Consider the following 22,974-nt stretch of genomic DNA (forward strand, 5'->3'; position numbering starts at 1 on the left):
TAGATAAGGAAGTGAAGGGAAATGTACGTGCAAATACAGCCGCTACAAGAACAGATGGATGCTTGGATAAAAAACTTTGTTCCAGAGAAAGACTTGTTTTTTCTTGAAGAACCGGACTTGCTCTCATTTAGGAGTGATTTACAAGGTACATTAGTTATGCCAAGAGATGAATTTTTCAACCACTCTTCTTATAATGGAATCCAATGGGTTAATAGTTATATGTATTGGAATATTTCAAAGGATGCCCAATTTGTACTTGTTGCGCAGCCGGATTGGATAACGTCCTTGGCTATGTCAAAGAAAGAAAAATTATTCAAGATTCAACGAAAATTGGGAAGGGGTTTAATCGGTCCACTTTCCTTTTTAAGCGAAATAACTGCATTTCCTGAGGAGTATATTTTCAATGTGAATGATGAACGGTTTGTTAGTATTCAAAAATCCATGTGGATGAAACTGCCGACTGCTTATCAAGAGGAAATAATGATTACATACGCAATACAGTACGATAAATGGACAGCGATGGCACATCCTGCAAACATGCCTATCCATTTAAAGAAATATGCCAATACATTTTCCATGGAACCAGGTGCTAACTGTCTTGCTGCCACACTCTACGCAATTAGTGCGGATCCCGAAAAGGATGAGTGGAAGGTGCATGAATGGATTCACGATGGAACATTTGCTGAAGGATTAAAAAATGCAGGTTTTTCACCAACGGACGAGAAATTCCAAATAGGTGATGTCGTAGCATGGGTGAATGAATCAGAAATCATTCAACACGCTGCTTATTGCATTGAAAACCAGTTGTTTTTCAATAAAAATGGGCAAACCTTTTTCAACCCATGGAAAATCGTTCATTGGGATGAATTAAAAGAAGAATGGAAGAGGTATATACCGAGGATTTACCGGAAGTCGTGCGGGAAAAGGAGTGATTCATTTGGATAATGGCTATTTCGTTGGATGGGGAACACTTGCATTGATCAACGCGGGTCTGGCACAAGGGAAAAATAGAAGCGGGTTAAATTGGTTTCTCCTATCTTTAGTGTTGGGACCATTTGCAACTCTCTGCCTAGTGCTTTTCGAAAAAAGATAATTCGTTGAAGTTGGACAACTTGTGATAAACTATTTTAGAAGTCGAAATAATTTATCCAGGGGGAAACTATATGTCTACTGAAGTAAAAGTGATTTTTGCGAACGATCCGATTGTCTTGGGAAATGCTGCGGTAAAAAAATTCGTAGCAAATCAAAAGGCGGGGCATAGCTCTGTATTAATCGGAGAAACACATTATATTGTCGTAAAAGAGTGCAAAGAAAAAGAGATGACACTTGAAAAAGCCCGTGCAACGGCAGGGAATATCGCTCGTGATGTAAGCGCACAAAAAATTGAAACAGCAGTCATAGAGGATGGAGTTATTTCCAATGCCTATGCGAAGTTGGACAGAGGAGCAGTCCTGACAGCATTCGCGGAAGGATGGGAACTGGGTTCTTATCAATTCGTAAACTATAAATCGGACGTCACGGCATTCCAAACTGCACTTGCTATAGTTGGCGACGAAGCGAAGCCATTCATTGAAGCTGGCAAGATCCGAGCAGCAGCAACTGCATTCTCACGTGATTTGATGAATGAAGTGTCGAACGTCTTGAATCCCGAAACGTTCCCGGAAGTATTGAAGAAAAACTTTGAAGGCACTGACGTTGAAGTCAATGTGCTGGATAAAGAAAAGCTTAAGGAAATGGAAATGAACGGTGTGTTGACAGTCGCTCGCGGAAGTATATACAAGCCATCGTTCGTTGAACTTGTCTACAAAGGAGACGCATCGAAACCGCTTGTGGCGCTCGTCGGTAAAGGCGTGACATTCGATACAGGCGGCATCAGTTTGAAGAGCGGCAAAGATTTAAGTGATATGCGCATGGATATGGGCGGAGCAGCTGCTGTTTCCGGTGCACTTACATTGCTCGCAAAATCGAACGCGAAAGTGAACGTTGTCGCACTTATTCCGATTGTGGAAAACATGCCGGATAACACATCCGTTTTACCAGGGGAAGTCATTACCTATAAAAATGGATTGACTGTTCAAGTCGGTAACACTGATGCGGAAGGCCGTCTCATTTTAGCAGACGCGCTCATTCGTGCTGGTGAATGGAAAGCGGAATACATCGTCGATATCGCCACACTGACAGGGGCAATCGTCAATGCACTCGGTACTGAACTTGGGGGCGTATTCGGAGACGAAGAGTTATCTGCTCAAATGAAAAAAATTGGCGATCAAAATGGTGATTTCATCTGGCCGATGCCATTAGTTGAAGCATATGACAAATCGCTTGATAGTGACTACGCAGATATGAACAACATCAGTTCATTAGGCGGGGCAGGGTCGATTACAGCAGGCTTATTCCTGCGCCGTTTCGTTCCGAAAGATAGCAAATGGCTGCACGTCGATATGGCAGGCATGATGAGTAAAAACAGCGCATCAGGATACTATGCTAAATCTGCAACTGGCTATGGCGCACGATTATTAGCCGACTTTACAACACATATTTCAAACTAAAAAAGAAAGTACTCAGTTTTATCAGACTGGGTACTTTCTTTTTGATTTTATTTTTTTGAATAGTGTCTAATTTGTAGTGGTGACTGTCACTCTTTTTTTAGAATCCTTTTCGAGGCGAAAAAATAAACAAACCAATATATAAATAACAATTCCATCAAGATTATAAAAACAGCTTTTATAGGATGATTATGAATAAATGAAACCAAGCTTAAAAGAAGTACTTGTAAAATTAAAAGGCTCCTTAAAAGTTTTTGAAAAGACTGCTTAACAGTAAACGTTGAGATGGGATAATGGTAAGAATTTTCATTGATCGAATGATATAAAGGGAGTAACTGATATCCGGATAAAAATAATAGCAAGAAAGTCACGAACCATCCGTAGGTAGGGAAAAAGTAATTAATACTTAATCCTACTAAGGTTAACCTTACATATAAATAGTAAAATTCATTATACCTGACAAATAAGTGTGAAAATAAGTATTCATAAGCAGACGATTGTTTATAAGATATAGTCTTTTTTATCCACCAACCTAAAAACGGTCGGCTCTTAAACGAATATTTTAGGTGAGGGACATCAATATATATATTAATAAATTTATAAATATTTAATAAAGATCTTTCTTCTTTACTAATTAAGAACTCCCAGTTAACCCCGATTGCTTTCTTATCAAATACATAGAACCAAAAAATAATATTGATAATCAATAAAAACCCTGCAACTATCCACATACCTGTAAACATGAAATAAAGAGTTGTAAAAAGTAATAGGGATCTAATAACACTGTGAACTAATTTTTGAAGGTTACCCGTTAGCCATTGTTCAATCCACGCCATACGAATATTTAAAATGATTAAGCCTGAAAAAGTAATTAGGAATGGAATAGTATTAATTTCACTATGTCTTATTAAAGGGCTACTAATTATCATCATTATCAGTATTCGAATGACATCCATTAAAGCGCTGTAAAACATCGATGTTCTAAAATATGAAGATAATTCCTTCTCCGCAGGCATTAGAAAAATAATATCCGCTTTTTTCAAAAATGTTCGAACGCTTGTCTGTAAAAGAGTAAGAGTAATTACGAAAGAAGCTATACTTTCAGTTTGAAAATATGGAGGTAACCATTGAAGAAATTTCAAGTAATAATAAATGAAAACACTACCAAAGATTATAAATGAATAAAGTACACTCATTGCAATGACTGAAAAGTATTTAGCAATGTCAATATAAAAATCTTTTGCTCTTTCAGTCCATATTAAGTTGATTTTCATTACTCCACCATAACTTTCACTTGGTTAATTTTCTAATTATTAATATTGTCTAAACAAGGATGTTCTCTACAGTATATGCGTTGTTTTAATTGTATACCATATATAGGTAAGTTGGAATTTACTTCTTTAAACATGAAATTGCTGGGTAACACTATAATATTAGCTATCGGTACTCTAAGCGATTCAAGAGTTGTGTTAAAGTTGTATGGGTGACTGTCACCCACACAACCCTTATAATGATAGAAAACCAATACATTTTCAAAAAAGAGGTAATTAATATGATCAAAACATTACGATTTTGGATAATGCTTCTTATATCATTTACGATGATTGGCATACTCAGTATCACTTTGTTTTCTGGTTATTACGTTACAAAACAAAATTTAATAAATAATTCCTTGGAAATTAATAGAGTCTATTCCATGAAATTGGCACAGCTTTCCGAAGAGGTGTTTGGCGGAATGCAAAGTAATTTGCAAATTAAAGCTTCTGAAATGAGTGCCGAAATTGACAACCCAGAAAAGTTGTCAGAAAAACTTGCTGATTTAATAAGTAGCAGTAAAAACTTTAATTCGCTTTCCATAGTTGATAGGGAGGGGGTTGTGCTTGCGACCTCACCGGAAATAGGTATAGTCGGAAAGAAACTAGCTACTGAAGGCCCGACAGAAGCACTGCGTGAAAGAAAACCCCTTATCTCAAAGCCTTATAAAGCTGCAACGGGCAGACTGCTCATACTAGTTTCCACCCCATTATGGAGTGAAAAAAATGAATACCTCGGATTTTTGAGTGGCACGATTTATTTGCAACAAGATAATATTATTCATGATATCCTCGACGAACACTTTTCCACGGACGGTTCATATGTTTGGGTAGTTGATACTTCAGGAATGTTGATCTACCATCCCGATGCCAAAAGAATTGGGGAAACAATTAGTGAAAATGAAGTCAATCTAAAAATACAAAGACATGAAAGTGGTGCCCAACAAGTTACGAACTCTGAAGGTAAGAAGTTTCTTGCCGGCTACACATACATTAAGTCGAGCAAGTGGGGAGTTGTTTCTCAAACACCCTTTGAAGCAAGCATCAAACCTTTGTCGGGAATGGTATACAAAATGCTGCTATACGCATTTCCATTTGTTGTATTCTTTTTCCTCTTAACCATTATTTTGACCGAAAAATTATCATCTCCATTGCGCAAATTGGCTATGTTGTCGGCAAGACTAAAAGAAAGCGGAGGACAAATCGAATGTAATGATATTCCTACGTGGTACTTCGAGGCTAAGCAGTTGAATGCAACAATTCACGAATACGCACAGAGTCAGCAACAGAAGGTTGAGGATTATAAGGAGCGTTCCTATACGGACCCTCTAACTGGACTGAAGAATCGTAGATATGGAGAAGAAATCACCACGAAATGGATAATGGAAAAAAAACAGTTTTCCGTCATTATGATTGATATTGATCATTTCAAAGCTGTCAACGACAAATATGGCCATCATATTGGCGACGAAGTTCTTAAGTTTCTCTCAGGAAAAATGAATGAAATAGTTCGGGACGATGATGTATGCATTAGATTGGGAGGAGAAGAATTTGTTGTCTTGTTGGCTGAAACGAATATTCAGGAAGCAATGATTATAGCTGAAAGGCTTCGAACAAATGTCGCATCAATGTTATGTCCGACCAATGATTATATGACGATTTCATCTGGCGTTGGTAGTTATCATAATCATAACGAAACAATAGAAGACTTTTTCAACAGGGTAGACAAGGCGTTATATCAAGCGAAAATGGAAGGAAGAAATAAAGTCGTACAATCTGAAGGTTGAATACGTAGGACTATTGAGACGTTTTATTCGTAAATTACAAAAAAAAAGACCTCGCTTTGAGCGGGGTCTTTTTTCTTATTCGCAAACAAGCACTTGTCTGATAAAATGCCCTTTTTTTGCAACACAGCGATCAGTAATATTAAAACCGGCTTCTTCAACCATATGATCGATTGTTTCAATTGTCACAACGATGACTTTCTTCGTAAACCGGCGTGCTTCCTTCAATATTTCAAGTTGCGCTTCAGGGGTTATATGTGTAAAAAGATTATAGGGCATATCGATAATTGCAACGTCATATTCGTCAACAACTTCTGCAATAGGTCCAATTTCTACACTGCCTTCGAGGTCGAAATGGGCAATGTTTTTCCTCGATCCTAAAACAACACGTGGGTTAATATCACGACCGACGATATTGATGCCCATAGATAATGCTTCAACTAGAACAGTTCCAATGCCGCAGCAAGGATCGATTGCTCGTACACCAGCGGGATGCGGGACTGCAATATTGGCTACTGCCCTTGCGACGCGAGTGCTTAGTGCTGTTGAATACATATGCGGTTTTTTCTGATGTTGGAACCAAATGGATTCACTCTCAACCAACTTCCCAAAATACCACTTGCCATCCAATAAAATAATGCCGAATGTTTTTCCCGGTGGATGCACTAATTCTGGAATACCATTGACACGTAAACCGATTTCACGTTCGATTTTTCGCCGTTCCGGATGCCCAATTTTAGCGGTTGTGCCGAGATCAGCCGTATTCAAAGAGACGACTCTAAAAGTAAATCCACCTAAATCATGCTGTTCAACTTGTTGTGAAATTTCTTCGAGATTATTGCCTTCATACATAATATCCAGCCGTTCTTTCATAAAAGCGCTTCGGCTCGGATCAATTCTAATCGAACTTTTCAATACTGTAGAGGGGACATCGAAACCGAAAAATGATCTCATTTCTAACATGCATAGATCATGCTCATCCATATGCTGAGTATATGTGTATATAAAACCTAGATTACTCACTCAATTCCCATCCTTCACTGCTCTTCATCAATGGCTTCAACCAATTTGAATATAAAGTTGTACATCAGTTGATAAACCTCTACAAACGATAAATCTTCATTAAAACCGTCTACGTAATCCAGCGCAAAGTTCATATCCCATAAGCCGTCTTCATTTGAAAACAGTACACTATATTTCGCTCCGTCTCCGTGTAAATGCGTGTCGAGATACGCTTTTATAGCATCGCCGAATTTTTTTTGTAATTTTAATCCGAATAAAGAAGAATACGTTTTAAATACATCGTCGCATTCAAGTACAACTGCATCAATTCGAATGAGGTCAAAAGCATCCGATTCCACATAAATGAATTCATTCATATGATTTTTCAAATATGAAATACTACCACTTAAAAATTGCTGATCTTCTTCTCGAATCAGATTTTCTGTCTCTTTAACACACCGTTCAACGACATTGAAGTGGAAGTCTTTGTCTAGAACAGTTTGTCCACTGGTAATCAATTGATGTTTAGCGACATATTCTTTATCCACTTCAAAGAACTCAATCTTGTTATCCTTTGTATTTTCTACAATATACTTTTCCATCTGTTTTTTTAACAAATCAGATCAGCTCCTTAACTTCTTATAGTATAGCTTACATTGTTCCGATAGGCTTTTAATTTGTAGCACTTATTTCCCAAAACGAGTTCAAAAAAGTTTAGAGTGAATATGGAACTTATTGACGTTGACAAATTGTCAACACAGCTATACAATTCTCCATAGTGTCTTATTCTCGATTAGTTTCATGGGAAGGAGAATTGATCATGGCTAAAGACATCATCAATTTGTCTCTTGGTTTATTGCTAAGGAAATTATTAAAAGAGCGTTCAATGTCGATGAGAAAACTTAGTGAACTCAGCGAAATTGATACAGCTACTATTTCACGAGTGATAAATGGGAAAAGAAGTGCAAACTTGCAACATTTAGAACGTTTTGCATGCTGCCTAGAAGTGCCTTTGGCCGATCTGGTCGAAGCCGCTGGTTATCCTATTGAACAGATACAGGAAAAAAGTCTGCTGAAAAATCATACATATGTAGATATACTTCAAGACGTTTTCGTTTCTTCGGACATGGCGGATCAAAACGTATCAGAAGCTGTTATTGAACAAAAATTAGCAAAGTACGAACAGTATGTTCAAACGGTAGAAGGAAAAAACGAAATTCTCAATGAATTCGGAAAGAAGCTGGAAAGTGTAGGCAGCATAGGGCCGCTTATTAGTCAGATGAAGGATCTATACAAGAAATTTCATCTGGGGAATGGTACTCCCTATGAACTTGCAATAATTGGTAGTGCGCTATTGTATTTTATCATTCCTTTAGATGTTATTCCTGATTATCTATTTGCCATTGGATATTTGGATGATGCGATTGCAGTACAACTTGCTTCAAATTCATTAGCAAAGAACTGACATAGATTAAAGCGATAGGTGGATTAACTTATGAAGAGAAGCGAGCGAAGAAAAAAGAAAAATAAGGGACTAAGGAACTTCTTAATTGTAACTGCACTGATTTTGTTAGTGGGAATTGTATATGTAGTAATCCAGTATTATAGCGGATTGTCTTTGGCAAAAGAAGGATTGGAAAATGAAGATGAAACGTTGTTTGAGGAATTTGAAGGCGCGGATCCTCAGTTTGGTGAAATTAATGTTCTGTTATTGGGCAGTGACTCCCGGGGGGATGAAGATGCAAGAGCCGATACGTTAATGATTGCTCATTATAATCAAACGACTCACCAGATGAAACTCGTTTCTATTATGAGAGACACCTATGTGGATATACCAGATCACGGGTACCATAAAATAAATGCTGCCTTTTCCATCGGAGGCCCGGAGCTAGTAAGGAAGACGATTAAAGAAAACTTTGACGTGGATATTCATTCCTACGCGATTGTTGACTTCACAGGATTTCCAAAAATTGTAGATGTTATTGCCCCTGATGGGATAGAAGTTGATATTCCTTATGCCATGTCTCATGGAATTGGAATGACATTACAGCCTGGAAAACAAGTTTTAAACGGAGAGCAGCTACTTGGGTATGTGCGTTTCCGACATGACATTCAAAGTGATTATGGACGGGTGGAACGCCAGCAGGAAGCATTGTCGAAATTGAAAGAACAAGCCGTCAGCATTCATAGTATAATGAATTTGCCAAAGTTACTCGGTGTTGTGGAGCCTTACATTAATACAAACGTCGATAATCGGACAATCCTTACAATCGGTAAAGGTTTACTTATTGGTAAGTCTGAAAAAATAGAGACGTTGCGTATCCCTGTTGAAAAATCTTTTGAAGAAAAGCGTGTAGCAGCAGGGGAGGTTCTTAGTATCGATTTCGAGAAAAACAAACAAGCTTTACAACAGTTTTTATCAACGGAAGAAGATACAACTACTACCGAATTGGATAAAGCTGATTCGCTTGAGACAAAGGAATAGGTTACCATCATTAAAATTGCGTAGCTGTCATTTGACGGCTACGCAATTTTATTTATCCAGGTAATTTTATAATCTTGGACGATGGAAAAGTTACCCTCATAATTGAAGGAAAGAGCTCCATTGAACTGCTACGACGCTAGTCCTCCCTCTTACTCGTCCAAGCTAAATGGGGGTCGCGTTATTCATCCTCTTCATACCAAGGATTCAAATGAATCAAAACTTCATCCACATCTTCATTTTGATCCATTATGGTGTCTCTGATTTTATGAGCAACATCATGACCTTCTTGGATTGTCATCTCACCAGGAGCGCCTACACGCAGATCCACCAAAATATAATGACCATGTTCTCTTGCACGTAGACGGTCAATGCGTTTTACTTCGGGAATTGTCATGATTAAAGCAGCGAATTCATCCAGTCTATCCTGACTTATATTTTTCTCCATAAGGACGTCCATTGCTTCTTTCCCAATTTCATACGCAAGTTTCAGCACTAAAAACGACACAATGATACCCGCAACAGGGTCACCGTAAGCTAGGAAGTGGATATTATACAAATCACCAATGAGTGCAAGCCCGATTCCCAAGACAGCTGCAAGGGAAGCGTAGACATCCGCTAAATGATCATACGCAGTTGCAATTAACCCTTTACTATTAGCCAATTTACCAATCCGAATCGTATAGACATACAAGGCATGCTTCCAAATAAGAGAAATGAAGGCAGTTAGCAAAGCGATTAAACTGGCTTTTGCCGGTTCTGCAAAAAGCGCAGAAACCGCTTCATATGCAATATAAATCGCGGCAATCCCTAAAATAAGTGCGACAATGGCAGAGCTGATTACTTCTGCTTTCCCATGTCCATAAGGATGATCATCATCTGCGGGCCGCTTGGATATTCGCATTGAAGTTAAGGCAGCACCACTGGCAATCACATCGCCGGCGTTATGGAAACCATCAGCTAGAAGAACGGGACTTTGAAAAAGAAAGCCCACAACAAGTTTAATTACCGTTAGGAGGATATTGCTGATTAAACTTATCCAGACGGCAATTATTGAAGCACTTGCATGACTATGTTTATTCATCAATGATGACCTCCTATTGATATGTTTCCTAAGGGAAACAAAAAACCTTGACAGGCTTCTGTCAAGGTTTCCGGGTATTCGTATAATCGTATCGGTGAAATGCATTCATATCAATCACTCGCTAAATTAAGACGTTTTTTAATTGTAACATTGCTAAATTTAGACTTCAAGGAAAAGGATTCGGTCTTATTAACATGTCTGTTGATTAACCAAAAGTAACCAGTAAATAACTGGATTACCCCCTAGCCACTACTTGTATAGTTGCGCTTTTGGATCGCTTTGGATTGAATGACTTCTATTACGATTACCGAGATGTCAGGATGTGTAGGGATGCGACTTTGTCGCATCCCTACACACTTTTTCCGGTAATCGTATGGTGGCCCTTCATCCGTCGCGCTCCAAATGCATAAGTACACAGAGTGCTGAAGCTTTTTGGGACGAAAGAATAGTTGGCTTCTTAACTGGAGAAAAGCCGCCAAAGATGCAATTTTGGCGGCTGATGCTTTCTATATGGATATTTCTTTTATTATAAAAGAAGTGTCACTTTCTATAAGACATCACATGAATTAGATGCATAATCTTTACTAAGAGTAAGCAAGGAACACATTGTACAAAGTACTAGAGTGCCCGAAATTGCATCTTCGGGCACTTACACTCTTCATTGAGTGCCATCTATTCTTTTCTTCCAAAACAACTGCACTTTTCACTTGAACATTGTAGGAACGCGACAGGCAACTATTCGCAACAGTATTACTGAAATGAGTGTGGCTAGAAGTGACGGAGTCACTTCTAGCCACACTAGGACCCCTCAGTAAATCTGTCATGAATAGTTAGTCGAAAGCGGGCCGGAAATAGTCCAGTGAAAATGAAGGTCATCAAGCCCTTCTCACTAGTGTTTTATGCAAATAAGTGGTTAATCAACAGACGTGTCTTATTAAATACCTAATCGTTAAAAATGGGATTGAAAATAATCGCATAGTATGACAGGCGCTCAATGAACCATCTTTTCCGTCACTAACGCTAAAGTCTTCATCAATCGGCAACTTGAATGCTTGATTCGAGAGAAAAGAGAGATAAATTCCCGCATCCGAATCATAAGAACTTTTCTTCTTGCTGGTCAGTTGTAAATCGTCCCCGACCTGATGCAATTCCAATATACCGGTCATCGTTGAAAATGGCAGCGGTAAGTCGATATTCATATACATTCGGCCAGCTTTTTCATGTTGAGAATAAAGTGCGACGAAAGCGGTTTCAGGACCGATTTTACGAATCCAAGCTCTTACTTTATCCCTGCCGTCCGCCGTATCTTGAAGGGCAATAACATCTCCAGTCATTTCAACCTGTCTGCCATGCAGAGGCAAATGGATCTGTTGTGTTTTTCTGCTCATCAGCTCGTAGACAAATGCAAACGGCTTAAACCATGAGCGCCATTTAATCGTTGCGAATAGCCGGTAATTAATAGTGTTTTCATAGAAATCAATAATCCGCGGGGAGAGTGTGTTGCATTGAAGAGACGGTCCGTAGACCTTCATATCGTCGACAAGTCCTGGATGTTTTTCATGCAACATGCCTTCCAGAACCTGTTCACCTATAACCCGCTTCCCGCGAATACGACTGATGGGAAAAGTGGGGGGATGAAAATTTGCAGCCGGGATAGTTATAGACCACCCGACAATACCAACTAACGCAAATACCAAGCAGTTCAAGACACCGTGAAAACGAAGCATGAAATCGATGTTCACGGATGTAAGCCCGAAGCCACTGCCAAGTGCATATAACAACGAAAAGATGATAGTCACTCCGAGTGCACCAAACGAAATTCGAATGAGCCACTTTTGCACATGGTTTTTGAAGGGCGTTTTCCAAGCAATAAAAATGAGTCCGCTTAACCCGATAATGTATAATCCGACTGATAGCAGCTCAATCCACCTAGAAAATGTAATGCCAATCGCAACAAGAAGTGGTGATACTAAAATAATCGTACACATTATCCTAAAGAACGGAGGTTTATAAATCCTCCCCAGTAAGCCAATGAAAATCGGAAGCAAAAATGCGGAATAATGAAAGTGAATGCCAGTCAACCATGTAATGAGTGGGCTGAATCCGGTATCGATACCAGTCACGTAAGCAAAGAACCAAGCGCCGCCGAGTGATATATAAACAAGCCCCGCATCAATTGCGAACTCTTCCAGATTCGTAAATCCTCTATTGAAAAACCGAGTCAACCCATACAGGGCGATAACAAATGTGAACGCTAAATAAATTGCCGCTAGCAGGCCATCCCACTTTGAGCCAGGTACTATGTGCAATAACGCTACCGCTAGATATGCAGGAATAGCAAAATAATAATAGTGTTGAGAAAACCAGTTTTCCTTTTCCATAACGAAACGTATTGCGATTGGGACATAGACCAGTTGCGCGATCGTTAGCATAAGAAAAGGCCATGGGTTCAAGCTGAAAAAGGCTACACTAACAAATAACACACTATGTATGAGTGCAAACTTACACATCGTCATCGGTAGAAAACATCCCTTCATACGAAAAAACAATTCCAATCAAAGGATTCCGTACTCTAACATGAATATGATAAAGCCCTAATTCATCGTCAAACCGCTCGATGATTGTTGCAAGCCCTTGAAATATCCGTGGCAATGGAATTTCTAACTTTCCAAGAACAAGCCGCTGACGCAGCGATCTAATCGTTAAACTTCCATTGTTTGTTACTAGAAAGCCCAAATCAGCATATAGGAGGGACGGTTCACCAAGGTAATCCCGGATGATAAGCCGCTCTTTGTCAAAACTCATACGCGCATTAAAATAACGTCTTCTATTTCCGAAATGAAAAATGCGTTCCCAATGTACTTGGCTTTCACCATTCTCTCCAACAAACGCTTTATTCGTTATTGTAAATGGAATGTCTTTTCCCCGTTCAGGGAAAAGCAATTTCCAACTAACACCTGCTCGAAAAATCGGATACATCCATTTCGGTCCGCCGCTGATTTTTTTCATAATACCCGATGCTTTAAATGAAGTACCTGACGGCAGGTCATACCTTTTTTGTAGCATCGGATGTAGCCGATTGAAATCGTCACCCAATGCTTGTCTGAAAATTGACATGAAGTCCACCTCACCTTTTTCGTTTACAGCTTCTCGCTGAAGGAACATCTTTACTTATGAATAACCCAATAAGAGAAAGAACAATCAGTGATAAATTGAACGTTAGCGGGTTGAATGGATGGATTGCAGATGCCGGTACAGCAATGATTGCCGCTATCGTCAATAACGGAAATAAAATCAGCTGCAATGTAAATAAATGCTTCTTATTTCGATAAAGTAGCCAACTGATTCCGAGTAGCACCTCTGCAATGCCAATTAGCAGTACCGACGTCGTAATTCCTTTCTCCGATAATTCCAAAACGCTCCCGATCATCGCCCTTTCTTCTTCATGCATTCCGATAATTTTAGGAACGAGTCCTTGGTAGATCCAAATGAATGCAAATAATAGCGTCATTAAATAGGTACTGAAAAATCGCATGTATTGTGAGCGGGGGGCTTCGCCTCGTTCAAGCCATCGCTTTAACACATCAAAACTAAGCGCGGTTGCCCAGCCAATAAGCGGGCGAAAAGCCAGATTATCAACGACTTCGCCAACACGGCCAAAATTGACGTCGTAATCATACTGCGTAAAAAATTTCACGCCTTCTTTTTGAGGTTCATATTTCCAAAAGCCGCGTCCTTCTCGGATAGGGGAGATGCATTGCTCCGTACCGAATTGAAGGGAAGACGATCGCGTGCCATCATCCTTGTGGAACGTTCCAACACTTTTCCCCCAGCCTTCCACATTGATGAAAGGACCGGCTGTCCGTGAATACACAAACTGCTGTGGCTGGCCTTCTTCTTTTGGCAAATAGGTAATTGAAGAGAAACGTAAATCCCATTGTTCGTGCATATCCGGTTTTTGCGATGCGTCCCATACTTTTTCAATCTCCGCATGAATCGATATTTCAACATATATCGGCTTTTTTTTCATCACACTCACCTCATCGTGTTGTTTATAATACTTACGGCAATCGTGTCTCTACTAGTATATAACGAAGGAGAATCGTCGATGTTACCTATACTACATCTTTTTAGAATAAAGCATCTCGATTTTAGGAGAATACGTAGAAAGTATGAAATTATAGTATAGTTCTATAGAGAGTTCACGCAAGTTGCTCTATTGATTGTTGCAATCGTGTAGAATGATACTTATAATACATATAAATGAATAATAATACATTCGAGAGGTTGATTATACATGAAACTTTGGGGTGGACGTTTTACGAGTCGGGCGGATGAAATAATGGAGCAATTTAATACATCACTACCTGTTGACCATAGATTGTATAAGGAAGATATCGCGGGTAGCTTAGCGCATGTTACGATGCTGGTACACTGCGACTTATTGACACCAGGAGAAGGCGAGCTGCTCGTAGACGGGCTTGAATCCATCTTGGAGGATATCGAAACGGGGACAATTAAAATAGAAGGCAACTACGAGGATATCCATTCATTCGTCGAAATGCATTTGACGGAACGAATTGGGGAAACAGGAAAGAAATTGCACACAGCCCGTAGCCGGAACGATCAAGTGGCTGTTGACATGCGCTTATATGCGAAAGGCAAAGCAGTGGAAGTGATAGATAGTCTTCAAATACTCATCGATTCACTGGCTGACAAAGGGGCGGCTAACAATGTGATTATGCCGGGCTATACGCATTTGCAGCGCGCACAAGTCGTAACATTCGGTCATCATTTGGGTGCATATGCGCAAATGTTCAAAAGGGATAAAAAGCGTGTTGGAAATGCGCTTGAAATTTTGGATGAAAATCCGCTCGGCTGTGGAGCACTTGCTGGTACAACGCACAACATCGACCGTGATGTGACAACGGCGTTATTAGGTTTTGAAAAACCGGTGGACAACTTCCTTGACGGTGTCAGTGATCGTGATTATTTACTTGAACTCATGTCGGATTTTTCAATTATCATGATGCATTTGAGTCGCTTGAGTGAAGAACTTATTTTGTGGAGCAGTCAGGAATTTAAATTCATCGATATGGCAGATGCTTATTCGACAGGAAGCAGTATCATGCCGCAAAAGAAAAATCCTGATGCTGCGGAATTAATTCGCGGGAAAACGGGGCGTGTCTATGGCTCATTGTTCGCATTACTGACAACGTTGAAAGGCCTGCCGCTTACTTATAACAAAGACATGCAAGAGGATAAAGAACAATTTTTCGACGCACTTGATACTGTGCTGGACTGTATTGAAATCATGTCTAAAATGATCGATACGCTACAGGTCAATGCGGATAATATGAAAGCAGCGATTAAAGCTGGTTTTCTTAATGCAACCGAAGTTGCGGATTATTTAGTAGGTAAAGGGACGGCATTCCGCGATGCACACGAAATCGTTGGAAAACTGATCATTTACTGCGAGCAACAACAGAAAGCAATTGAGGATTTGACGGTCGAAGAGTTAGCCAAGTTCAGTGAGCAAATTACAGATGACATATATGATTATATTGATTACGAAAATATTATTACTAAAGGGAATAAGCACCTGATGAAGCAAGTGGTGGAATAAGAGCAGGCGGATAGTTATGCATATCGTCGGTCTGCGGTGGTATATGATCGGTTGGCAAGGGGATATGATCGGTCTCCGATGATATATGATCGTTTGGCGAGAGATACGGTCGGTCTCCCATGATATATGGTCACTCCAACAGTACAACCCTTTCCTTATGTAAATAAAAAAAGCTTGAAAGGACAAATTCGTCTTTTCAAGCTTTTTTGTTATCCCATAATATTATAGCCGGCATCTACATAAATGATTTCACCTGTAACACCGCGAGACAGGTTACTCAAAGTGACCAACGTCATTTCAGCCACTTCTTCTTGTGTGACATTGCGTTTTAACGGGGCTTGTTCTTCAATTTGAGTCAAAATCGTATTGAAGGAAGCAATGCCTTTTGCAGACAGCGTACGGATGGCCCCGGCAGAAATTGCATTGACACGGATATTTTCTTTCCCCAAATCGAACGCCAAGTATTTTACGGATGCTTCAAGTGCCGCTTTTGCAACACCCATCACATTATAGCCGTCAAGCACGCGCTGTGCGCCCAAATAACTCATCGTTACAATAGAACCGCCGTCTGTCATGAATGGACGGGCTTCTCTGGCTGTTGCGATGAGCGAATAAGAACTTGTGTCCTGTGCAAATGCATAACCGCTTCTCGTAGTCTCCACAAAGTCATTTTTCAAATCCTCAGCATGTGCAAATGCAAGTGAATGGACAACACCGTGAATGGTACCGACTTCAGCGCCGATTTTCACGAATGCCTCGTGGATACTTTCATCCTCATTAACATCACACTGCACAATCATTTTCGCTTCAAAATCGGCTGCACTTAATAGTTTTTCAAGTTTAGCAAGTGAACGCTCTTTGCGATAGGTGAAAATAACATTTGCACCGACTGAAAAGAGTGTTTTTGCCACTCCCCAAGCAAGGCTTCGCTCATTCGCTACCCCCATTACAACAATATTTTTACCTTTAATTTTAAGTAAATCTTCCATAGTAACCTCCTGAGTAGGTATTGAAAATGTATATACCTATTATTAGTACCAGATGCTAAATAAATTATAGCATATCTGTTCAGATATTGTGAATAGCTGCAAATAAAAATGAAAACGTATTCAAAACTGAAATATTGGTAATATATAAAAATACAGTTGACTTTATAATTATGCATACATATAATAAGCTTAACTTGTAAATAGGGGTGATTGGAATGAAAGTAGGAATCATTGGCGCTTCAGGATACGGCGGACTTGAGCTCATCCGGCTACTGCACAACCACCCTGAAGTCGAACGAATTGAACTATTCACGTCTTCCGAAGAAGGAATAGTATTTTCGCATAAGTATTCGCATCTTATGAATATAGTTGATCAGCCTCTTCAGAAAATAGAGCTAGCGAACTTGGCAGAATTCGATGTCGTTTTTTCTAGTGCACCTGCTGGGGTAGCGAGTACACTTCTTCCTCCGTTAATTGGAAAAGGACCGAAACTCATCGATTTGTCAGGGGATTTCCGTTTAAAAGATTTGTCTCAATATGAGCAATGGTATAACAAAGAACCGGCGCCAGCTTCTGCCATTGAGCAAAGTGTATACGGACTGACTGAATGGAATGCCGAAGCAATCCGGCAAGCACAGTTAGTTGCAAATCCAGGTTGCTTCCCGACAGCAGTTCTCTTGGCATTGTTGCCATTACTAAAAGAAAATACAATCGACGCGACCCAGTTAGTCATTGATGCGAAAAGCGGTGTGTCCGGGGCTGGCAATCAGCCAAGCCAAATGACGCATTTCAGCGAAACGAATGAAAACACAGCAATCTATAAATTAAATCAACATCAGCATATTCCGGAAATAGAGCAGGCATTTGCATCATTTGCAAAAGAGACACCGCCTATTACATTTAGTACACATTTAGTTCCTATGACGAGGGGAATTCTTGCGACAAGTTATGCGCCTGTTATGGATGGAGTAACGGAAGCTTACCTCATTGAGTGTCTAAAGGAAACATACGCCAATCATCCATTTGTTCGTGTTTTGCAAGATAAGGCTAAGTTTGGCACCAATCAAGTATATGCCTCGAATTACTGTGATCTTCTTGTAAAAGTTGACCCGCGGACGAACCGGGCTACAATCGTTTCCGTAATTGACAACTTGGTAAAAGGGGCGGCAGGGCAAGCCATTCAAAACATGAACGTGCAATTTGGTCTTGAGGAAATAACCGGTCTTTCACATGTCCCGGCATTCATTTAACTTGGGGGGATTACTATGACGAGAACAACGGTATTAGCACCGAAGCGGATTTCAGGAAATAACATCGTATCCCCGATTGGTTTTAAGGCGACAGGCATCCATTGTGGGATTAAACATAAGAAAAATGATTTGGCACTGCTTGTCAGTGAAATACCAGCAAATGTTGCAGGCGTATTTACAACAAATGCAATACAGGCTGCTCCACTGGTAGTTACAAAAGAAGCAATGCTGAAAGTAGGCAAAATGCAGGCAATCGTGGTGAATTCGGGAAATGCGAATGCATGTACAGGTCAGCAAGGATTGATAGACGCACGACTTATGCAACAAACAGCGGCAGAGAAACTCGGTATTTCATCAAATCTTGTCGGTGTCGCATCGACGGGGATCATTGGCGAAATGATGAAAATGGAACCCATTGTAAAAGGTATCCGGAAACTTGAACCAAGTGCCGAGTTGGAAGGTTCCATTTTATTTTCCCAGGCGATTCTTACGACAGATACCGTAACGAAAAATACTGCATACAGTACCGTCATTGACGGGAAGAAGATTATTATTGCAGGGACGGCAAAAGGGTCTGGTATGATCGACCCCAATATGGCAACAATGCTTGGCTTTATGACTACGGATGCCAATATCGAGTCGATTCATCTGCAAGCTGCTCTTAAAACAGTTACAGATTTGACATTTAACGCTATTACAGTGGATGGCGATACGTCAACAAATGATATGGTGCTCATTATGGCGAATGGGATGGCAGGAAATGATTCATTGACACCGGCCCATCCTGACTGGGAACTATTTATAGAAACGTTGCAGGCAGTTTCTCAGGATCTGGCAAAAATGATTGCGAAAGACGGAGAAGGCGCAACGAAGCTTATCGAAGTCGAAGTGACAGGAGCTATTTCGAATGTCGAGGCGCGTAGGATTGCTAAAACAGTTGTCGGCTCACCACTTGTAAAAATAGCTATTTTTGGCTGTGATGCTAACTGGGGAAGAATTATAGCCGCTGTCGGTTATAGTGGTGCGACCTTGGATCCGAATGCGATAAAAATTAAGATTGGCCCAACAATTGTTGTTGAAAATGGGGAGCCTGTCCAATTTTCGGAAGCTGAACTGCTTGTTTATTTGAAACAGCCCGAAGTGAAAATCATTGTTGATCTTTATCAAGGAAGCGGTCAGGGAGTAGCATGGGGGTGCGATTTAACATATGACTATGTCCAAATCAACGCAACATATCGTTCGTAAACGAATAGTGGTAAAACTTGGTGGAAGCATGCTTGAAGGCTTGAATGAAGACTTTTTTGTGACTATCAAACAATTACAAGATACAGAGCATGATCTAGTGCTTGTTCATGGAGGCGGACCTTTTATTAATAAAGAACTCGCTAAAAACAAAGTACTATCATCCGTAGTGAACGGTATCCGGGTGACGTCAAAGGAAGCGGCCGAAATCGTTCAAACGACGTTAATAGGTCAAGTGAATCCAGATCTCGTCCATCGATTAAACAATGGTGGAATCGATGCGATAGGGTTAAGTGGATATGACGGAAAACTGCTAACTTGCACGGTGTTAGATGAAGACTTGTACGGTTCTGTCGGAGAAATACAGCATGTCCGTACTGAGCTGATAGAAACAATGCTAGACGCAGGGCTTGTGCCGGTTATTTCATGTATCGGGGCGACAGCAGATGGAGCCGCTCTCAATATTAATGCAGATACCGTGGCAAGTAAGATTGCTCTTGCCATAAACGCAGACAGCCTTCTTCTTGTCACGGACACACCAGGCATTCAAATAGAAGGAAGCGTGCAACAAACAGTATCTCCAACTGAAATTGTACAGTGGATTGGAACTGGTGCAATTTACGGAGGGATGTTGCCGAAAGTGAAAGCAGCACTTGATTGTTTAACTGCAGGCATTCCATCGGTGCAAATTGTCAGTGATCAGTTGACGGGAACTACAATTAAAAGCAAGGGGGTATTCGTATGACTAGTCTATTTCAAAATTACGCACGTCGTTCTGTCCACCTCGTAAAAGGGCGAGGAACGATTGTAACGGATGACAAAGGAAAAGATTACCTCGACTTTACTAGTGGAATAGCAGTCGTCAGTCTTGGTCATGCGCATCATGCACTAGTTGAAGTAGTCAAAAGACAAAGTGAAAAACTATGGCATGTTTCAAATTTATTCGAAAGCCCGGAGCAAGAGCTATTAGCTGCGAAACTAACGGAAGATACGCCTTTCAGTCATGCCTTTTTTTGCAACAGCGGAGCTGAAGCAAACGAAGCAGCTATCAAATTAGCGAGAAAACATACAAAGAAAAACGTTATCATTACATTCGAACAATCCTTTCATGGACGGACGTTTGGTGCGATGTCCGCGACTGGGCAAGTTAAGGTTCGCGAAGGCTTCGGACCGTTGCTGGAATCATTCCGTATCATTCCATATAATGACGCACAGCAACTGGAAGCTGCGATTGACGGCGATGTAGCTGCAATTATGCTGGAAGTGATTCAAGGAGAGGGCGGCGTCAACCAAATTGACCCTGACTTTGCACAATTACTAACAGATCTCTGTAAATCTAAAGGTATCTTACTTATTATCGATGAAGTGCAGACGGGTATTGGCCGTACCGGGACCCGATATGCTTATGAGCAGACGGTTCTTGAACCGGATATTATAACCCTTGCCAAAGGATTGGGCGGAGGTTTCCCAATTGGTGCCATGCTCGGGTCAAGCGAGCTATTTCAGTCATTTGGACCAGGAACTCACGGTACGACATTTGGAGGTAATCCACTAGCAGTCGCAGTTGCACAAACAGTTGTCGACATCGTATTTAAGAAAAAGTTCTTGCTAGAAGTTGAAGACAAATCGAATTACCTTATCGAAAAGTTGCAAGCGTCATTGTCGAAAGACCAATACTCGATTCGCGGGGCAGGTCTGTTACTGGGGATAGAATGCCGCGATGAAGTTCAGTCATTCATCCAACAGGCAGAAACAGCAGGCTTGTTGCTCGTTCAAGCAGGCGCTAATGTCATACGTATGTTACCGCCATTGACGGTTACATATGAAGAAATTGACCAAGCAGTGGATATTCTCGCAACCGTTTTGCTCGCCGAAAAAGTGGCAGTAACTTAATAATCATTTGAATTAAGGCGTTCAGTGAAGCGCTATTCAATCGACCTCTGTCTGAAGGTTAAAACAAACGGATTCGCTTAAACTAGCGAATCTTTTTGTTTTTTAATAGAAGTTACTAAATTGACCGGGAAATTGATACTAACCACTATATAACCTCGTGAATCAATTATAAAGTGCTGAAAAACAGATTTTCTATCAAAAATAGGTCTTTTATACAGTTTGGAGTCGGTTTTCTGAACCATCGGAATCATTTTGGATAAATATTGAAACTAATCATGTGAAAATGATGTATGGTAAATAGAATTCATTGACAAAGAACAGAGGGGGAGTAAAAGATGACTGATATTGAGCGCGAAGGGCTTTACATGGGTATTCGAAACTTCCGTGAAAAACAGGTGACAAGCGGATTATCGTTAGATGAAGAGAAGGCACTTAAAACATTACTAGAGCAAGTCGATACGGACATTAAAAAAGTACATAAAATGCAAGTGAACTTTAGCGACGAGCAAATGAAAGCGTCTGTCAAAGTGGAGGCAATCAGAAATGCCACTTTCGTTGAAAGCCCGGTAAAACGTAATTTTTTGGATAAGGTAATGAAAAAAGAACAAATTGTTTATTATAATCTTCAAGTGCCTAATTGGGCTGATTTGGACTCCTACGAATGGACCTACACGTTTGCACTGGAAGTTAGAAGTTTCATGGAGCAGGTAGGATTAGGGGATAAGTGGAGCACTTTGCTGCCGCCTATCATGGAAATATCAGCTGTTGAAAGTTTGGATAAAGAAGAAGTTGAGTGGTTGAATCTGTTACCCGACACGAAATGGTGCTTAACTGCATTTGATGAAGTGGACGAGTTGGAGAAACTAGCGAAACAGCATAGCGAGGAAATGTATGAAAGTATCACTTGGCTGAAAGAACACTGGAAAGATGGCTATCAGATTTATAGTGACTATACTGAGTTGGGTTTTATACAACTCTCGTGAACGTTGTATAAGTATGAGTAGGTAATAATTTCGTGTGCGAGGCAACTGTCATTCCATTCAAAAATCCTTAAAATAATTAAAATGAAAGAGTAGCCCGTACTGTGGAAAAATGATCTCAGAGGAATTAATAAAAGCTCCTCTAGAAGAGAGTTTGGGTGACAGCTTGTGGCAGTGACTGGAACCACTTATCACGCTTGAAGTTCAATCAGTTGATAACTCCGGGCGGTCATTTTAGAATGGTTTGTATACTTTTTTTGAAGTGTAAAGTAGGAATGAAAGAAGGTTTTTTTATGAAGAAAGGAATTGCTATTTTTTTTGTATCATGCTTTTGGCGGGATGTTCCAGTGGGGGAGCTGATGCGCCTAAAACGGAGACAGATGGTGGAACTAAAGTTGGTCAAACTGAAGTGAAACCTGACAGCTCCAATACCCAAGATAATGCGGTGGTTGAAAAGACAGCCAAATCCAATGAAGCAAATACTGGAGAAGTCATAACGAATTCAAATAACGACGCTCTTAAAGACCTACCAGAATTTAAAGTGCTAGCTGACACTATTGACTTGGGTGTTTATCACGGAATGATAGAAACTGATAACCAAGGAACTCGAATCATTCTCTTTGGAAACGAACAGAATCATAAAGAATATAAAAGTATCTTTGTCAAAAATGATAATCGCTTAAAAATTATTAAACTAGAAAATGATGGTTTAATTTACAATAAGATATTAAAATAAACAAAACAGCTGAGAACATCGATTACACTCGATATTCTACAGCTGTT

Annotated in this window: 21 protein-coding genes; 13 read left to right on the forward strand and 8 right to left on the reverse strand. The window is 40.2% G+C overall.

From position 1 onward, the window contains the following. Positions 1–21: 21 nt before the first annotated feature. The 3 genes from MKZ11_RS10365 to MKZ11_RS10375 all read left to right on the forward strand — a co-directional run bounded on the left by MKZ11_RS10365 (position 22) and on the right by MKZ11_RS10375 (position 2,549). On the forward strand, positions 22–945 hold the full coding sequence (locus MKZ11_RS10365; protein ID WP_340794369.1) for a hypothetical protein: 924 nt from the start codon (positions 22–24) through the stop codon (positions 943–945). Then, the gene (locus MKZ11_RS10370; RefSeq protein WP_340794370.1) at positions 938–1,093 is read left to right on the forward strand and encodes a hypothetical protein; all 156 of its coding nucleotides are present in this window, start codon (positions 938–940) and stop codon (positions 1,091–1,093) included. Before MKZ11_RS10365 ends, MKZ11_RS10370 begins: the two co-directional genes overlap by 8 nt. Before the next feature lie 70 nt (positions 1,094–1,163). Further along, positions 1,164–2,549: a leucyl aminopeptidase family protein gene (locus MKZ11_RS10375; RefSeq protein ID WP_340794371.1), complete on the forward strand. Its 1,386-nt coding sequence runs from the start codon at positions 1,164–1,166 to the stop codon at positions 2,547–2,549. A gap of 86 nt (positions 2,550–2,635) precedes the next feature. On the opposite strand, the gene MKZ11_RS10380 is transcribed toward MKZ11_RS10375, so the two are convergent. Next, positions 2,636–3,820 (reverse strand): ABC transporter permease, encoded by a 1,185-nt coding sequence (locus tag MKZ11_RS10380; protein WP_340794372.1) that lies wholly within the window; start codon positions 3,818–3,820, stop codon positions 2,636–2,638. A 278-nt stretch (positions 3,821–4,098) separates the two neighbouring features. Here MKZ11_RS10380 and MKZ11_RS10385 point away from each other — a divergent pair, with 278 nt between their 5' ends. Next, positions 4,099–5,646, forward strand: coding sequence for a sensor domain-containing diguanylate cyclase (locus MKZ11_RS10385; RefSeq protein ID WP_340794373.1), 1,548 nt, complete (start codon positions 4,099–4,101; stop codon positions 5,644–5,646). A 75-nt stretch (positions 5,647–5,721) separates the two neighbouring features. Here MKZ11_RS10385 and MKZ11_RS10390 read toward each other — a convergent pair whose 3' ends face one another. Then, entirely contained in the window at positions 5,722–6,627 is a 906-nt protein-coding gene (locus MKZ11_RS10390) for a TRM11 family SAM-dependent methyltransferase (protein ID WP_340796966.1), read from the reverse strand. A gap of 53 nt (positions 6,628–6,680) precedes the next feature. After that, on the reverse strand, positions 6,681–7,262 hold the full coding sequence (locus MKZ11_RS10395) for a branched-chain amino acid aminotransferase (protein ID WP_340794374.1): 582 nt from the start codon (positions 7,260–7,262) through the stop codon (positions 6,681–6,683). Positions 7,263–7,465: 203 nt separating this feature from the next. Here MKZ11_RS10395 and MKZ11_RS10400 point away from each other — a divergent pair, with 203 nt between their 5' ends. Both MKZ11_RS10400 and MKZ11_RS10405 read left to right on the forward strand, forming a co-directional pair. Beyond that, on the forward strand, positions 7,466–8,110 hold the full coding sequence (locus tag MKZ11_RS10400; protein ID WP_340794375.1) for a DUF1232 domain-containing protein: 645 nt from the start codon (positions 7,466–7,468) through the stop codon (positions 8,108–8,110). Positions 8,111–8,140: 30 nt separating this feature from the next. Continuing rightward, the gene (locus MKZ11_RS10405) at positions 8,141–9,130 is read left to right on the forward strand and encodes an LCP family protein (protein WP_340794376.1); all 990 of its coding nucleotides are present in this window, start codon (positions 8,141–8,143) and stop codon (positions 9,128–9,130) included. Positions 9,131–9,308: 178 nt separating this feature from the next. On the opposite strand, the gene MKZ11_RS10410 is transcribed toward MKZ11_RS10405, so the two are convergent. The 4 genes from MKZ11_RS10410 to MKZ11_RS10425 form a co-directional block, all read right to left on the reverse strand. Then, positions 9,309–10,211: a cation diffusion facilitator family transporter gene (locus tag MKZ11_RS10410; RefSeq protein ID WP_340794377.1), complete on the reverse strand. Its 903-nt coding sequence runs from the start codon at positions 10,209–10,211 to the stop codon at positions 9,309–9,311. 917 nt (positions 10,212–11,128) lie between these two features. Beyond that, positions 11,129–12,727 carry a YndJ family protein gene (locus MKZ11_RS10415; protein ID WP_340794378.1) on the reverse strand — a complete coding sequence of 533 codons (1,599 nt, stop codon included), beginning with the start codon at positions 12,725–12,727 and terminating at the stop codon, positions 11,129–11,131. Further along, the gene (locus MKZ11_RS10420; protein WP_340794379.1) at positions 12,714–13,328 is read right to left on the reverse strand and encodes a DUF4166 domain-containing protein; all 615 of its coding nucleotides are present in this window, start codon (positions 13,326–13,328) and stop codon (positions 12,714–12,716) included. Before MKZ11_RS10420 ends, MKZ11_RS10415 begins: the two co-directional genes overlap by 14 nt. Positions 13,329–13,338: 10 nt before the next feature. Further along, the gene (locus MKZ11_RS10425; RefSeq protein WP_340794380.1) at positions 13,339–14,241 is read right to left on the reverse strand and encodes a DoxX-like family protein; all 903 of its coding nucleotides are present in this window, start codon (positions 14,239–14,241) and stop codon (positions 13,339–13,341) included. Between the two features lie 267 nt (positions 14,242–14,508). Here MKZ11_RS10425 and argH point away from each other — a divergent pair, with 267 nt between their 5' ends. Continuing rightward, complete coding sequence (gene argH / locus MKZ11_RS10430) at positions 14,509–15,837, forward strand: argininosuccinate lyase (protein WP_340794381.1); 1,329 nt, start codon at positions 14,509–14,511, stop codon at positions 15,835–15,837. A 209-nt stretch (positions 15,838–16,046) separates the two neighbouring features. Here argH and MKZ11_RS10435 read toward each other — a convergent pair whose 3' ends face one another. After that, a complete protein-coding gene (locus tag MKZ11_RS10435) occupies positions 16,047–16,826 on the reverse strand; it encodes an enoyl-ACP reductase FabI (protein ID WP_340794382.1) in 780 nt (259 codons plus the stop codon). A gap of 215 nt (positions 16,827–17,041) precedes the next feature. On the opposite strand from MKZ11_RS10435, the gene argC reads away from it, so the two are divergent. From argC to MKZ11_RS10465, 6 genes are all read left to right on the forward strand, one after another. Next, the gene (gene argC, locus MKZ11_RS10440; RefSeq protein ID WP_340794383.1) at positions 17,042–18,076 is read left to right on the forward strand and encodes an N-acetyl-gamma-glutamyl-phosphate reductase; all 1,035 of its coding nucleotides are present in this window, start codon (positions 17,042–17,044) and stop codon (positions 18,074–18,076) included. A 15-nt stretch (positions 18,077–18,091) separates the two neighbouring features. Beyond that, on the forward strand, positions 18,092–19,321 hold the full coding sequence (gene argJ / locus MKZ11_RS10445) for a bifunctional glutamate N-acetyltransferase/amino-acid acetyltransferase ArgJ (RefSeq protein ID WP_340794384.1): 1,230 nt from the start codon (positions 18,092–18,094) through the stop codon (positions 19,319–19,321). Next, the gene (gene argB, locus MKZ11_RS10450) at positions 19,290–20,063 is read left to right on the forward strand and encodes an acetylglutamate kinase (protein WP_340794385.1); all 774 of its coding nucleotides are present in this window, start codon (positions 19,290–19,292) and stop codon (positions 20,061–20,063) included. The genes argJ and argB overlap by 32 nt, the downstream gene beginning before the upstream one ends. Then, entirely contained in the window at positions 20,060–21,211 is a 1,152-nt protein-coding gene (locus tag MKZ11_RS10455) for an acetylornithine transaminase (protein WP_340794386.1), read from the forward strand. Before argB ends, MKZ11_RS10455 begins: the two co-directional genes overlap by 4 nt. 335 nt (positions 21,212–21,546) lie before the next feature. Next, a complete protein-coding gene (locus tag MKZ11_RS10460; RefSeq protein ID WP_340794387.1) occupies positions 21,547–22,194 on the forward strand; it encodes a hypothetical protein in 648 nt (215 codons plus the stop codon). 322 nt (positions 22,195–22,516) lie between these two features. Further along, positions 22,517–22,927 (forward strand): hypothetical protein, encoded by a 411-nt coding sequence (locus MKZ11_RS10465; RefSeq protein WP_340794388.1) that lies wholly within the window; start codon positions 22,517–22,519, stop codon positions 22,925–22,927. Positions 22,928–22,974: the final 47 nt, after the last annotated feature.

The sequence above is a fragment of the Sporosarcina sp. FSL K6-1508 genome (genome assembly GCF_038007465.1).
In the GTDB taxonomy this organism is placed as follows: domain Bacteria; phylum Bacillota; class Bacilli; order Bacillales_A; family Planococcaceae; genus Sporosarcina; species Sporosarcina psychrophila_B.

Bases quoted from the DNA above. Each gene is read 5' to 3' on its own strand.
- MKZ11_RS10400 (WP_340794375.1), top strand. From the start codon at position 7,466: ATGGCTAAAGACATCATCAATTTGTCTCTTGGTTTATTGCTAAGGAAA.
- MKZ11_RS10365 (WP_340794369.1), top strand. From the start codon at position 22: ATGTACGTGCAAATACAGCCGCTACAAGAACAGATGGATGCTTGGATA.
- MKZ11_RS10415 (WP_340794378.1), bottom strand. From the start codon at position 12,727: ATGACGATGTGTAAGTTTGCACTCATACATAGTGTGTTATTTGTTAGT.
- MKZ11_RS10460 (WP_340794387.1), top strand. From the start codon at position 21,547: ATGACTGATATTGAGCGCGAAGGGCTTTACATGGGTATTCGAAACTTC.
- MKZ11_RS10405 (WP_340794376.1), top strand. From the start codon at position 8,141: ATGAAGAGAAGCGAGCGAAGAAAAAAGAAAAATAAGGGACTAAGGAAC.
- MKZ11_RS10390 (WP_340796966.1), bottom strand. From the start codon at position 6,627: ATGGATGAGCATGATCTATGCATGTTAGAAATGAGATCATTTTTCGGT.
- argB (WP_340794385.1), top strand. From the start codon at position 19,290: ATGTCCAAATCAACGCAACATATCGTTCGTAAACGAATAGTGGTAAAA.
- MKZ11_RS10410 (WP_340794377.1), bottom strand. From the start codon at position 10,211: ATGAATAAACATAGTCATGCAAGTGCTTCAATAATTGCCGTCTGGATA.
- MKZ11_RS10425 (WP_340794380.1), bottom strand. From the start codon at position 14,241: ATGAAAAAAAAGCCGATATATGTTGAAATATCGATTCATGCGGAGATT.
- MKZ11_RS10375 (WP_340794371.1), top strand. From the start codon at position 1,164: ATGTCTACTGAAGTAAAAGTGATTTTTGCGAACGATCCGATTGTCTTG.
- argJ (WP_340794384.1), top strand. From the start codon at position 18,092: ATGACGAGAACAACGGTATTAGCACCGAAGCGGATTTCAGGAAATAAC.
- MKZ11_RS10465 (WP_340794388.1), top strand. From the start codon at position 22,517: ATGCTTTTGGCGGGATGTTCCAGTGGGGGAGCTGATGCGCCTAAAACG.
- MKZ11_RS10420 (WP_340794379.1), bottom strand. From the start codon at position 13,328: ATGTCAATTTTCAGACAAGCATTGGGTGACGATTTCAATCGGCTACAT.
- MKZ11_RS10455 (WP_340794386.1), top strand. From the start codon at position 20,060: ATGACTAGTCTATTTCAAAATTACGCACGTCGTTCTGTCCACCTCGTA.
- argH (WP_340794381.1), top strand. From the start codon at position 14,509: ATGAAACTTTGGGGTGGACGTTTTACGAGTCGGGCGGATGAAATAATG.
- MKZ11_RS10380 (WP_340794372.1), bottom strand. From the start codon at position 3,820: ATGAAAATCAACTTAATATGGACTGAAAGAGCAAAAGATTTTTATATT.
- MKZ11_RS10385 (WP_340794373.1), top strand. From the start codon at position 4,099: ATGATCAAAACATTACGATTTTGGATAATGCTTCTTATATCATTTACG.
- argC (WP_340794383.1), top strand. From the start codon at position 17,042: ATGAAAGTAGGAATCATTGGCGCTTCAGGATACGGCGGACTTGAGCTC.
- MKZ11_RS10435 (WP_340794382.1), bottom strand. From the start codon at position 16,826: ATGGAAGATTTACTTAAAATTAAAGGTAAAAATATTGTTGTAATGGGG.